This is a genomic window from Gordonia sp. ABSL11-1 (genome assembly GCF_030315685.1).
GTDB lineage: Bacteria > Actinomycetota > Actinomycetes > Mycobacteriales > Mycobacteriaceae > Gordonia.
Genome location: NZ_JASXSI010000016.1, coordinates 91,721 through 103,791, shown reverse-complemented (window position 1 = coordinate 103,791; position 12,071 = coordinate 91,721). Strand labels below are relative to the sequence as shown.

Genomic DNA, 12,071 nt, shown 5'->3' with positions numbered 1-12,071 from the left:
TGTCATCCATGCGACGTCAACGGGCGCTCCGAGCATTGTGCCGCGACACGCTCCGCGGGCTCGACCTCGATCTGCCGCTCGACGTCTCGCAACTCTGTGGGCGCTATGGCGAACGCCGCGGCCGTCCGATCCGGCTGATCGCCCACCCGTTGCCGGCCGGGATGCCCAACGGGGTGTGGCTGGCCGCCGAGGACGCGGATTACTTCTTCTATCAGGCGAACACGTCCAAGCTGCACCAGGATCAGATCGTGATCCATGAGTTCGGCCACCTCATCGCCGGACATCAGATGCTCGGTGAGGTGCACGCGTCGGCTCTGTCGGCCCCGTCCGACGACGACTCCGACGCCGCCCTGCGACGCACGTGCTACTCCGACGAGCGCGAATGGGAGGCGGAGATGCTGGCGTCGATGATCCTCAGCTGGGCCGCCGAGGCCCGCGACACCGTCGGGTCGACTCCGGAGAACGCCGATCTGCGCGGTATCCAGCGCGTGCTCGGCGGACACAAGGGATGGCTCTGACATGATCGCGATCGGCGTGGTCAACGCGATCGCCGCGGTCGTCTTCGCGGCCGCGCTGTGCTGGCGTCTCGAGCAGATCCGCCGGGAGGGCGGTGGATTGCAGGCTGTGGCGATGACGGTCGCGATCGCCGCACTCACCCTCGCCTTCGTGGTGTCGGGTCAGGACGTGACCGATGCGATCGACACTGTGCTGTTCACCGGCGCGGCGCGCGTCCTCTTCTATGCGCTGCTCGCCGTCGGCGTGGCGGGCCTCATCGTCGTCTTCTTCTTCCCCGGCCGCTCGACGACACGTGAGCGGCGTGCGGGCATCGAGGCGATCCCGCTGGTGGTCGCGCTGATCGGCCTGCAGGTGTCGATGCTCGTCATCCCGATCGACCTGCGAACTGAGAACCTCTCGGAGTGGACCGCGCGCAACGTCGCGTATGCGATCTTCGTGCTCATCGCGTCCGGCTATCTCACCTACGGATTCGTTGCATGTGTGCGCAGCATCCGGCGCTTCCTCGTCCTGGCCGACGGCTACCTGCGGACCTCGCTCGGGATGCTGCTGGGCGGATTGGCCTTTCTCACGGTCAGCTCGGTGCTGCAGATCCTCTTCGTGATCGGCTCGTCGGCGGAGGTCATCGATCTGCCGTGGTTGTTGGGCGCCGCCCGGGCCTGTTCGATCATCGGCGTCGTCGGATTCCTGATCGGCATCAGCTACCCGATGCTGCATGCACGATGGCACACCATCACCTCCGGCCGACGGCACCGGCGCGACGCCGATGCCCTGCAGCCGTTGTGGGAGCTGGTGACCGGCGCGGTTCCCGAAGTCGTTCTGCCACTAAGTGAATCCACGAACGTTGCGTCGGCCCCGGACGGTGCGGGCACGACGTCCACGCCGTCGCTGATCCTGCATCGGCGGGTCGTCGAGATCCGGGACGCCCTCACTCAACTGAGCCCCCATCTCACCGACGATTTCGAGATCGTCGATGACGACGCACGTGCCGACATGCTCTGGGCCGCGGCCGAGGACCACGCGCTCGCGGGGCGAGCCCGCGGCGCCGTCCGTGAGGTGCTACCGGGCGGTCGGCAACTCGAGGAGGACGCGGCACCACTGCTGCGTCTGTCTGCGGCCGTCGCTCGGAAGTCGCTGTCGGAGAACAGCTCCTGATCAGCGCGGCGCCATGCGGATGGCGCCGTCCATGCGGATGGTCTCGCCGTTGAGATAGTTGTGGGCGACGATGAACTCGGCCAGCTGGGCGTACTCCTCCGGCTCGCCGAGTCGCTGCGGGAAGGGTATCGCCTCGGCCAGCGTCTGCTGGAACTCCGGCGTCACGCCGGCGAGCATCGGTGTCTTGATGGTGCCCGGGGCGATGGTGCACACGCGCACGCCGACGCGGGCGAGATCGCGGGCGGCTGAGATGGTCATCGCGTGCACGCCGCCCTTGGATGCGGCGTAGGCGATCTGCCCGATCTGTCCCTCGAACGCGGCAACCGATGCGGTGTTGATGATCACGCCGCGCTGTCCGTCGCCGTCGACGGTCGACTCGGTGGCCATCTGGGCCGCGGCCAGCCGCATCACGTTGAACGTGCCGACGAGATTGATGTTGATGATCTTCTGGAACAGCAACAGGTCGTGCGGACCGTCCTTGCCCAGGATGCGTGCGGCCCAGCCGACGCCGGCGCAGTTCACCGCGGCGCGCAGGGGCGCTCCGCCATCGCTGATGGTGTCGATCGCGGCCTTCACCTCGACCTCGTTGGTGACGTCGGCCGGCAGCAGGGTCACCCCGCCGGTCGGGGTCGCCTTGTCGATGGACGGCTGCAGGTCGAGCCCGAACACCTGGGCGCCGGCGGCGGCGAAACGCTGCGCGGTCGCGGCGCCGAGTCCGGATGCTGCGCCGGTGACCAGTACGGAAGAGCCGGAAACGTCCATTGAGAGTCCTTTCGGGGTACACCGGCCGCCGGGGAGTGGCGGCCGCGATCGGTGTCACCCGACACACCCTAGACAGGACGCGGTCGTCCGCCGACCGCAACCCCCGCTCTCACCGAGCGATCGTTCGGGAATCCTCGTCGGTGTCGTCGTCGGCCGTGGTCACGGCGGTGCGTCGCAGGTAACGGAGATAGATCGCACCGATGCCGAGGAGCACGACGACGGCGCTGAGGGTGGCGATCACGGTGACGGTGCCGGCATCGGCGAGGCCCTCCCACAGCAGCCACGCGGCGAATCCGAAGAACAGGACCGCTGCCCCGCGCGCGATGATCCGCTCCGGCAGATGTCTGCCGAGCAGGGCGCCGACCGCGATCGCGAGTGCGTCGGCGGCGACCATGCCCACGGTCGACCCGATCCACACCCCGAGCCAGTCGTTGTTGGTGGACAGCGTGATGGTCGCGAGCATCGTCTTGTCGCCCAGTTCGGCGAGGAAGAACGACGACATGACCGCGAAGAAGACGGATGCACCGACCCGCTCGGCCTTGCTCGACTCGTCGTCGTCGAGATGATCGCCGCGCAGGGTCCACAGGCCGAAGACCAGCATCGCGATCCCGGCGAGGATCGACATCAGGTCGGCCGGGATGGAGAGACCGAGGAAGTGGCCGAAGAACACCGACACCGCGTGCACCGCGGTCGTCGCCACGGTGATCGCGAGCAGGACGACCCACCATCGGTACCGGAGGGCATAGGTCATGGCCATCAGCTGCGACTTGTCACCGAGTTCGGCAACGAAGATCACGCCGAAGCTCAGGAGCAGGGCAGCAATCACGAACGCCAGGTTAGGGTGCCCCCAGATGGCTGTGCAACAGATTGCGTGGCCGTATTTCCGCAGGTAGGGGGCACAAAATCTAAAGTTAGGGAACCCTGAATCTCCTGCCGCAGGTCAGGCGGCCAGCAGCATCGCGAGCACTGCGGTGTCGGGGTCCGCGTTGGGATCTATACCGACTTGGTTACGCAATGTGACGACGGTCCCATCGGCCTCCGCCTCGGCCCATCCGGCCCGGTGCTCGAGCCCGAGTTCGGGCAATCCCGGCAGCAGCACACAGCCCGAGGCGACCTGGGAGCACTCCGGCAGCGACGGTCGGGTCTGCGACGGCGGATGCAGCATCACCAGCGCCGGCGGGTTGCTGAGGAATCGACCGGCCTCGACGAAACTGTCGTCGACGACGTTGCCGACGGCGATCATCATTCCCACGGCGTCGGCCTCGGCGTCGTCGGGTCGCTCCTCGACCACCCCGAAGATCGTCGTCGTCGGCAGAAAGCCCGGTCGGCACGCGATCCGGACCGACGCGACCAGGGTCTGCGTCCATTCGAGGGTCGACTCCGGCCAGCGGCCCGAGATGAGGATGCCGTTGAGATGCCCGTCGAAATGAAACGGTGTGAGGCCGATCGGTATGGAGGTCGTCATCGCTGGTCCCCCTCTGCGGCAGGGCTTTCGCCGGAGTTGGAGATGTCGTGGTGTACGACACCCCGTCTGAGAAGAATCCACCCGACCGGCCTCGCCGACAACTCGAACACGGGTCTTGTGACGGTTCCTTTACACGGCGTAACCCATCCGGGGGCACTAGCACGCCGCCACCACCAGGCACACTGGATCAGGTGAGAAGTTCTGCACCCCTGCGTCCGATGGAGATGGCGTCGATCGCGATCTTCGGCGGACTGACCGTCGCGGCCATCGTGGTGGCCTCGGTGATCCCTCTGGCCACCGCCGTCGGGCTGCTGGCCCCGGTCCCGCTCGCATTGATCGCCGCCCGGACCCGGCCCCGTGCGCTGATCGCCGCATCCGTCGCCGCTACCGGCGTCAGCTTCGCGATGGCCGGCACCGGTGCGGCCGCGACGGTTCTCGGATCCGCGCTGGTCGGAGGGATCGTCGGCGACACGAAGCGTCGCGGGCGAGGCATCGGGACCATCACTGTCGCCGGCATCGTCGCCGCACCGATCATCGGCGGGCTGTCGGTGCTCGTGCTGCTGATCCTGGTGCCGTTGCGCACGCTTGCCCTCGAGGCCCTCGGCAACACCGTCGGCGGACTGGTCAAGATCCTCGACAGCGTGTCCGCCCTGTCCGGCGTGGCCGACTCGGTCGAGACACTCGGGAACAGCATGGTCGACCAGTGGTGGATCTGGATGTGGGTGTCGGGTGCGCTGGGCACCGCGGTGTCGTTGGCGGTCGCGTGGTGGCTGCTCGGCGGTGTCATAGCCCGGCTCGCCGACGTACCGAGCGAGGACACCCTCGACGCCGGTGACCTCTCCGCCGACGACGCCACCGTCGGACCCCTGCCGCTCACCCTCTCGAGGATCGGATTCCGCTATCGCGACGGTGGACCGCTCGTCCTCGACGATGTGAGCGTGTCATTGGCGGCCGGTGAGTTCGTCGCCGTCGTCGGCGCGAACGGATCCGGCAAGTCGACCCTGGCGAAGATCCTTGCCGGACGCACGCCGACCGCCGGCACAGTGCATCGTCCGGGGACCGCCGGACTCGGACGGCACGGCGGCACGGCGATGGTGCTGCAGCGACCGGAGACCCAGATGTTGGGCTCCCGGGTCGCCGACGACGTCGTCTGGGGTCTGCCGCCGCACGTCGAGGTCGACGTCGACGGCCTGCTCGCGGAGGTCGGTCTCGCCGGGCTGGGTGGTCGCGAGACATCGGATCTCTCCGGCGGACAGCAGCAACGGCTCGCCATCGCGGCCGCACTGGCACGCGAACCCGCGCTGCTCATCGCAGACGAGGTCACGTCGATGGTCGATCCGACCGGGCGCGATGAACTGCTCACACTGCTCGCGGCGCTGCCCGAGCGCCGGAACATGACCGTCGTCCTGATCACCCACCGCGGCGCCGAGGCGGCCGCCGCCGATCGCATCGTCCACCTCGACCACGGTCGGATCATCGCGCATCCGCCGCACTGGATTCCCCGGCCGGGTTCGGTCGCCGAGCCGGCACCGCATCTCCCGTTCGGGCACGGATCCGTCGGACGACGGGACGAGCCCCTTCTCGTCCTCGACGAGGTCGGGCACACGTATCTGCCCGGTTCGCCCTGGGCCGTCGATGCCGTTCACGCCATCTCCATGACGGTGCATCGCGGTGACGGCGTCCTCATCGTCGGCGGCAACGGATCGGGCAAGACGACGCTGGCGTGGATCATGGCCGGCCTCATCTCACCGAGCGCGGGGTCGGCGAATCTACACGGCTCTGCCGTCTCCGGACAGGTCGGCGATGTGGCCCTCGCGTTCCAGCACGCGCGTCTGCAACTGCAGAAGCAGACCGTCGGCGACGAGATCATGTCCGCCGGCGGACCCGGTGTCGGCACCGCGGAGGTGGCCCACGCCCTCGAGGCGGTGGGCCTTCCGCGGGACATGGCGGCACGTCAGATCGACTCGCTCAGCGGCGGACAGATGCGGCGGGTGGTGCTCGCCGGACTGGTGGCGCGGCGGCCCAAGGTCCTCATCCTCGACGAACCGCTCGCCGGGGTCGATCCGTACGCTCGTGCCGAGATCATCGAATTGTTGGCACGATTGCGCGCCGACGGTCTGACGATCGTCATCATCTCGCACGACCTGGGCGATCTCGACGCCGTCGTCGACCGTCGTGTGCAGCTCGTCGACGGCACCCTCACCACGCTGGTCCCGCCGCACGGCACGCCACCGCACGGTGCCCCACCCCACGGCGCCTCCCCCCGCGATGCGCCGGCGCAGAGCAGTCCACCGCCGACGGACGCGGCGAGAGTTGTTGACGTGCACCAGTTCCGACCGATCATCTCACCGGAGGCAGGCGAATGAGCATGCAGTCCGTCCCGCTGCGGCAGGTCCCCGGGAACTCGTTCGTCCACCGGCTGTGGGCCGGGACCAAACTGCTCATCGTGTTGGCCCTCGGTGTGATGACCTGGGTCCTGCCGTCGTGGCCTGCGCTGGGACTCGTCGCCGCGATCGTGGTGCTGACGGCGATCGTCGCGGGTATCCCGCTCGGCGCGATCCCGCGACCGCCCTGGTGGTTCTGGGGCCTGATCATCGCCGGCGGCGTTCTCAACGTCGTCTTCGGGCCGGCGGCCCTCATCGTGTATCTGCGTGCGGTCACTCTCGGGCTGGTGCTCGTCGCCAGTTCCATCCTGGTGATCTGGACGACCCCGATGGCCGAGATCGCCCCCGCGATCGCCACATTGATGCGGCCACTCCGGATCTTCCGGATGCCCGTCGACGAATGGGCGGTCGCGATCGCTCTGTGCCTGCGGGGCCTCCCGCTGCTCATCGAGGAGATGCGGCTGTTGCGGGCCGCGCATCGTCTCCGTCCGTCGGCACCTGCGCGCAGCGGGCATCCCGCCGCGGAGATGGGGGTCGTCGACATGATCACCGCGGCGATGTCGAGCGCGCTGCGCCGCAGTGCCGAGATGGCCGAGGCGATCACGGCACGCGGCGGGACCGGCCGACTGACCGCCTACCCGTCACGACCGGGGCGGATGGACGCCGTGGCGCTTCTCGTCATCGGGATCGCTTGTGCCGCAGCGATAACGCTGACCCTCGTGCTCTGACACCCGCCCCCACGCCGGGTTCGTGAACCGGAGCGGCCGCGAAAACGATTCTGCCCCCTCCTCTTTCGCGGTGCGGAAGAGGAGGGGGCAGATCGTGGGCGAGATGTGCCTCAGGCGGGGACGATGAGTCCGGCGCCCTGGCTCTTGGCGGTCGCGAAACGCTCGGCCGAGTCGGCCCAGTTGACCACGTTCCACCAGGCCTTGACGTAGTCCGGCTTGACGTTCTGGTAGTCGAGATAGAAGGCGTGCTCCCACATGTCGAGCATGACCACCGGGATGATCGCTGCCGGGATGTTGCCGCTCTGGTCGGTCAGCTGCAGGATGACCAGGTTTCCACCGATGGTGTCGTACCCGAGGATGGCCCAGCCGCTGCCCTGCAGGGTGGTCGCCGCTGCGGTGAAGTGCGCCTTGAACTTGTCAAAGCTGCCGAACTGATCATCGAGGGCAGCCGCGAGGTCGCCTTCGGGCTTGTCGCCACCGTTGGGCGACAGGTTCTTCCAGAAGATCGAGTGGTTGGTGTGACCACCGAGGTGGAACGACAGGGTCGCCGACAGCCCGTAGACCTTGCCGGCGATACTCTCGTCGTCGCGGGCCGCAGCCAGCTTCTCGAGGGTGTCGTTGGCGCCCTTGACGTAGGTCGCGTGGTGCTTGTCGTGATGGAGCTCCATGATCCTGCCGGAGATGTGCGGCTCGAGCGCCGCGTAGTCGTACGGTAGATCCGGCAAGGTGTATTCAGCCACGATATTCCTCTCTGAGGTGTAACTCGTTACTCACTCTGCGCGCACAACCGCGGCGTTCCGACGCCGGTCACGCGAGTACTTCCACCCTTACCCACTGCATGGGGGATTGCAAACACTGCGGCACAATCCACTTCAAGTGCGGTTGAAGTATTGACCGATGCGCGGGTTGCCGGAACAGCTGGTCAGATCACCATCAGAACGATGAGGAGGACGATCAGGCCGGCGATGCTGACGGCCGTGCCGAGGCAGGCGGATCGGACGTCGTAGGTCGCACGCGGCGTACTCGGCCGAGGCCCCTGGGCCCGACGGAGGTCGGAACTCGCGTGCGTTGCCATGGACACCCTTCGTCGGCGCTGAGTGCGGTCGCGACGACCGCGGGCCGGACTGCATGGACCGGCCGTGCCGCGGTGTGACGATCCACCTCAGTGACAACCATCACAACGCCGGCGTGGGGGTCATGATAGACAGACTCTTGGAGATCCATCAACCCCGTCGACGACCCGAGCGAGCGTACGATTGGCGGCATGTCATGGCTTGACCAGCTTCTTTCCGGGCAATCACACAAGCGTCGACTCATCGAGGCGGATCAGGCACTCCCAGGTCGCGAGGCTCCCGTACCGGTCGCGCCCGAACATCTCCTCCTCCATCACCCGATGACCTGGTCCGACGACCCCGCGGGCAACGGCGTCGGCTCCTTCGACGACAGCCTGTCCGCGGTCGTGCTGGCGGGCGGGTGTTTCTGGGGTGTCGAGGAGATCTTCTGGCAGGTACCCGGCGTGTACACGACGGCGGTCGGCTACGCCGGTGGCCACACGCCGAACCCGTCGTACGAGGAGGTCTGCACGGCCCGTACCGGGCACACCGAGTCCGTGCTGGTCGTCTTCGACCCGGCCGTCATCGACCTCGAGGGCATCCTCACGATCTTCTGGGAGTCGCACGACCCGACACAGGAGATGCGGCAGGGCAACGACATCGGGACGCAGTACCGCTCGGCCATCTACACGTTGACCGCCGGCGACGCCGATCGTGCGCGGGCGACGGCGGAGACGTTCGGCACCGTGGTTGCCGATGCCGGGCTCGGACCGATCACCACCGAGATCGCGCCGCTCGCCGACGCCGGTGTGGGACGGTTCTACTACGCCGAGGACTACCACCAGCAGTATCTGGCCAAGAACCCGAACGGTTATCGCTGTCACGCGGCGACCGGTCTGCACTATCCGGCCGCCTGAGCGGTGACCGCCCCGACCAGTCGTCGTCAGCTCACCACCGGTCAGTGGAACCGGACCCTTCTGCACCGCCAGCACCTGCTCGAACGCGCCGACGAGGACGCCATCGACGTCCTCGATCGCTGTGTCGGACTGCAGGCGCAGGAACCGAGGGCGCCGTTCTTCGCGCTGGCTTCGCGTGTGGCCGACTTCGATCCGGGTGAGCTCGACGCGCTGTTGACCGACCGCGAGGTCGTCCGGATGGCGTTGCTGCGCTCGACGATCTTCCTCATCGACGCGGAGGACGCACGGTGGATTCGCCCGGTTGCGCAGCCCCTGCTGGACACCGAGGTGGCCATCCACGAACGGCGGCTCACCAGCGCCGTGGCCACCGACATCCTCGCCGACGCGGCTGAATTGCTCTCGGGCACAGCGTTGTCCGGAGCCGAACTCGGCCGGGCACTGGCCTCCGGACACCCTGACAACGATCCGTCCACGATGGTCTCCGTCGTGCGGTGCGGACTGCCGCTCGTGCAGGTGCCGCCGCGGGGACTCTGGCGGGGTTCGGCGGCGCCGACCTATCAGCTCTTCGACGACTGGGTGGGCCCAGGTGAGCCCGCCGTCGTCGGCGACGAGGCGCGCAAGGACCTGATCCGCCTGTACCTGAGGGGATTCGGGCCGGCGACTGTGAAAGGCATCCAGAGTTGGGCCGGACTGACGCGGCTCGGGCCGCTGGTGGCCGAGATGGAATCGGACTGGGAGCTGACCGAGCTCGCCGGGCCCGATGGTGAGCGGCTCTTCGACCTCGAGGGACTCGACATCATCGACGCGGGCACGCCCGCGCCGGTCCGTCTGCTCGCCCCGTTCGACAATGTGCTTGTCGCGCAGACCGACCGGCGCCGCATCGCCGATGACGACCGCTACCGTAGCCTGGCCACCCCCAACGGCCGGTCCCCGGGCTTCGTGCTGGTCGATGGCCGCCTCGCCGGTAGTTGGCTGCTCGACGGCGGCCGGGTGGTGGTCGACATGATGGCCGAACCGACTCGTCGGCAACGATCCGAACTGACTGCCGAAGTCGAACGGCTACAGGCCTTCTGCGACATCGAACGCTGAGGCCGGGCGGGAACTCACTCGCCGGTGCGGGGATTGCGGTCGGTGATGCAGTACCGGCGACCCACCGGGTCGGCCATCACGGTCCAGTGCGGCAGGCGCTCGACGACCCGGGCGCCCCAGTCCTCATGCCGGGCGACCTCGTCCTCGACGGCCGTCGCCGCCAGATCGAGGTGACCTCGCGCGACCGCAGGCGGATCGGATTCGCCGTTGCGCTGCAGTAGGATTCCGATGGCGAGCGCCGGATCGCGGGCGATGCGCACCAACTCCGGTCGACTGGTCGGTTCCCTCGGGTGGCCGGTGAGTTGCGTCCAGAACCCGACCTCGCGGTCGAACTGGGCGTACGGGACGTCGATGCAGACCTGATCGATGATGCTGATCGTGTCGCCGGGCCAGCGGATCGGTCGTGACCGTTCCGATTCCCCCTCCCAGGCAACGAGGCAGAACACGAAACCCGACGGCGACTCCAGCGTCAGGTAGTCGGGCCCGGCGACATCACGGACGACGTTCGCGCCCAGCGAGATCGCCTCACGCGCCGCGACGTCCGGGTCGTCGACGTGCAGGTCGATGTGGATTCCACCGGGTCCGTCCTCGATGCGTTGCACCCGGAGATGCGGATCCCCGTTGAACGGCTCCAATGAGGCGAACTCACGATGATCACCACGAGGAGGTGAGACGGTGCTGCCGGCGATCGCCCGCCAGAACGTCACCTCGGCGCCGAACTGGGCGGAGGGAAAATCCAGGAACGCCGTGAGCCATCGGATCCGCACGCGCAAAGTCTAGAGTCCCGGGCGTCGGGGGTGCGGCCACTAGACTCGCCTCATGACAAGTGGACCGTGGACAAAGGTGACCGAGCGGGTGTCTCGGTCGCGGGCGGATCGGGTGGCCGTGGTCCGCCTCGACGGTCCGATCGGGATGAGTGGCATGGGCCGACCCGGTATCACCACCGACTCGGTGGAGCCCGTCCTCAAGCGGGCCTTCGGCACCGAGCACGTGAAGGCCGTCGTCGTCGTCATCAATTCGCCGGGCGGTTCGCCGGCGCAGTCGGAGTACATCGCCGAGCGGATCCGCCAGCTGTCGGCCGAGAAGGGCGTTCCGGTGCTCGCGTTCTGCGAGGATGTCGCCGCGTCGGGTGGCTACTGGATCGCCTGTGCCGCGGACGAGATCTTCGCCGCGCACACCTCGATGATCGGATCCATCGGGGTGGTGTCGTCGGGGTTCGGTTTCTCCGATGTCCTGACCCGCTTCGGCGTCGAACGCCGCCTGTACACCTCGGGCGCGAACAAGGCCCGCCTCGACACGTTCTCCCCCGAGCGGCCGGAGGACGTCGAGTGGCTGCAGACCCTGCAGTCGCACCTGCACGAGGCCTTCATCGGCTGGGTCCGTCAGCGTCGGGGCAAGAAATTGAACGCCCCCGACGACGAGCTCTTCAGCGGTGACGTCTGGGTCGGCAACCGTGCACTCGAGGTCGGCCTGGTCGATGCGATCGGAGTCATGCGGTCGGTCGTCGCGGAGCGGTATCCCGATGCCGAGATCACCATGATCGACACGCCGAAGCCGCTCCTGGCCCGTCTGGTCGGCGGCCCGCTGGGTGCGCACGCCACTGCTCAGGTCGGGATCGAGGGGATCGTCGAGCGTGTGGTGAGCGGCGTTGTCTCCGCACTCGACCGTGGAGTGGTGACACACCTGCGCTGACAGGTCATCCGCCCGAGTGACAGACGGTCGACGAGGCGAGGTGTGCACAGTTCTCCCCAAGTTCTCCACAGGCGTTGTGAGGATCGAGAAAAACCTTTGGCCGCGACGTGCATCTGCACTCTTCTGCATTATCTGGTGTAGCGCTCAACCGGATCAGTGATGCTGGTCACATACCTTGTGAGGGTCATCACATGAAACATACCCCGACGTGCGGAGTTGTCCACATTATCCACAGTCTCATCCACAGCTTGAGGTGGAGAGTGCACACGGGATGTCCGGCTGGCAAATCGGCATGTGGATAGTTATATGCAGGT

13 protein-coding genes are annotated in these 12,071 nt (G+C 67.5%); 7 read left to right on the top strand and 6 right to left on the bottom strand.

The genetic code is table 11. The features are described from left to right. Positions 1-8 precede the first annotated feature (8 nt). Together QSJ19_RS17890 and QSJ19_RS17885 are read left to right on the top strand one after the other, a co-directional pair. Positions 9-518: a hypothetical protein gene (locus tag QSJ19_RS17890; RefSeq protein ID WP_286322324.1), complete on the top strand. Its 510-nt coding sequence runs from the start codon at positions 9-11 to the stop codon at positions 516-518. Between the two features lies 1 nt (position 519). Next, the gene (locus QSJ19_RS17885) at positions 520-1,668 is read left to right on the top strand and encodes an MAB_1171c family putative transporter (protein ID WP_286322323.1); all 1,149 of its coding nucleotides are present in this window, start codon (positions 520-522) and stop codon (positions 1,666-1,668) included. Here the strand turns inward: QSJ19_RS17885 and QSJ19_RS17880 are convergent, their stop codons facing one another. The 3 genes from QSJ19_RS17880 to QSJ19_RS17870 form a co-directional block, all read right to left on the bottom strand. Further along, positions 1,669-2,430, bottom strand: a complete 762-nt coding sequence (locus QSJ19_RS17880; RefSeq protein ID WP_286322322.1) for an SDR family NAD(P)-dependent oxidoreductase — start codon at positions 2,428-2,430, stop codon at positions 1,669-1,671. It lies immediately after the preceding gene. Positions 2,431-2,539: 109 nt separating this feature from the next. Continuing rightward, positions 2,540-3,256 (bottom strand): TMEM165/GDT1 family protein, encoded by a 717-nt coding sequence (locus QSJ19_RS17875; protein WP_286322321.1) that lies wholly within the window; start codon positions 3,254-3,256, stop codon positions 2,540-2,542. A gap of 114 nt (positions 3,257-3,370) precedes the next feature. Further along, positions 3,371-3,895, bottom strand: coding sequence for a peptidase (locus QSJ19_RS17870; RefSeq protein WP_286322320.1), 525 nt, complete (start codon positions 3,893-3,895; stop codon positions 3,371-3,373). 218 nt (positions 3,896-4,113) lie between these two features. Between QSJ19_RS17870 and QSJ19_RS17865 the strand changes: the two genes are divergently transcribed. Both QSJ19_RS17865 and QSJ19_RS17860 read left to right on the top strand, forming a co-directional pair. Then, positions 4,114-6,261: an ABC transporter ATP-binding protein gene (locus QSJ19_RS17865; protein WP_286322362.1), complete on the top strand. Its 2,148-nt coding sequence runs from the start codon at positions 4,114-4,116 to the stop codon at positions 6,259-6,261. Beyond that, entirely contained in the window at positions 6,258-7,007 is a 750-nt protein-coding gene (locus tag QSJ19_RS17860) for an energy-coupling factor transporter transmembrane component T family protein (protein WP_286322319.1), read from the top strand. The genes QSJ19_RS17865 and QSJ19_RS17860 overlap by 4 nt, the downstream gene beginning before the upstream one ends. A 110-nt stretch (positions 7,008-7,117) precedes the next feature. Here QSJ19_RS17860 and QSJ19_RS17855 read toward each other — a convergent pair whose 3' ends face one another. Together QSJ19_RS17855 and QSJ19_RS17850 are read right to left on the bottom strand one after the other, a co-directional pair. Next, positions 7,118-7,747, bottom strand: coding sequence for a superoxide dismutase (locus QSJ19_RS17855; protein ID WP_286322318.1), 630 nt, complete (start codon positions 7,745-7,747; stop codon positions 7,118-7,120). 182 nt (positions 7,748-7,929) lie between these two features. Next, positions 7,930-8,082 carry a hypothetical protein gene (locus QSJ19_RS17850; protein ID WP_286322317.1) on the bottom strand — a complete coding sequence of 51 codons (153 nt, stop codon included), beginning with the start codon at positions 8,080-8,082 and terminating at the stop codon, positions 7,930-7,932. 189 nt (positions 8,083-8,271) lie between these two features. Between QSJ19_RS17850 and msrA the strand changes: the two genes are divergently transcribed. Next, positions 8,272-8,976: a peptide-methionine (S)-S-oxide reductase MsrA gene (msrA, locus tag QSJ19_RS17845; RefSeq protein WP_286322316.1), complete on the top strand. Its 705-nt coding sequence runs from the start codon at positions 8,272-8,274 to the stop codon at positions 8,974-8,976. Positions 8,977-8,979: 3 nt separating this feature from the next. Next, a complete protein-coding gene (locus QSJ19_RS17840) occupies positions 8,980-10,065 on the top strand; it encodes a winged helix DNA-binding domain-containing protein (protein ID WP_286322315.1) in 1,086 nt (361 codons plus the stop codon). 14 nt (positions 10,066-10,079) lie between these two features. Here the strand turns inward: QSJ19_RS17840 and QSJ19_RS17835 are convergent, their stop codons facing one another. Next, positions 10,080-10,832: a VOC family protein gene (locus QSJ19_RS17835; protein WP_286322314.1), complete on the bottom strand. Its 753-nt coding sequence runs from the start codon at positions 10,830-10,832 to the stop codon at positions 10,080-10,082. Positions 10,833-10,884: 52 nt separating this feature from the next. Between QSJ19_RS17835 and QSJ19_RS17830 the strand changes: the two genes are divergently transcribed. After that, complete coding sequence (locus QSJ19_RS17830) at positions 10,885-11,757, top strand: S49 family peptidase (protein WP_286322313.1); 873 nt, start codon at positions 10,885-10,887, stop codon at positions 11,755-11,757. Positions 11,758-12,071: the final 314 nt, after the last annotated feature.

Coding starts and splice junctions, on each gene's coding strand:
- QSJ19_RS17890 (WP_286322324.1), top strand. CDS start 9: ATGCGACGTCAACGGGCGCTCCGAGCATTGTGCCGCGACACGCTCCGC.
- QSJ19_RS17885 (WP_286322323.1), top strand. CDS start 520: ATGATCGCGATCGGCGTGGTCAACGCGATCGCCGCGGTCGTCTTCGCG.
- QSJ19_RS17880 (WP_286322322.1), bottom strand. CDS start 2,430: ATGGACGTTTCCGGCTCTTCCGTACTGGTCACCGGCGCAGCATCCGGA.
- QSJ19_RS17870 (WP_286322320.1), bottom strand. CDS start 3,895: ATGACGACCTCCATACCGATCGGCCTCACACCGTTTCATTTCGACGGG.
- QSJ19_RS17865 (WP_286322362.1), top strand. CDS start 4,114: ATGGAGATGGCGTCGATCGCGATCTTCGGCGGACTGACCGTCGCGGCC.
- QSJ19_RS17860 (WP_286322319.1), top strand. CDS start 6,258: ATGAGCATGCAGTCCGTCCCGCTGCGGCAGGTCCCCGGGAACTCGTTC.
- QSJ19_RS17850 (WP_286322317.1), bottom strand. CDS start 8,082: ATGGCAACGCACGCGAGTTCCGACCTCCGTCGGGCCCAGGGGCCTCGG.
- msrA (WP_286322316.1), top strand. CDS start 8,272: ATGTCATGGCTTGACCAGCTTCTTTCCGGGCAATCACACAAGCGTCGA.
- QSJ19_RS17830 (WP_286322313.1), top strand. CDS start 10,885: ATGACAAGTGGACCGTGGACAAAGGTGACCGAGCGGGTGTCTCGGTCG.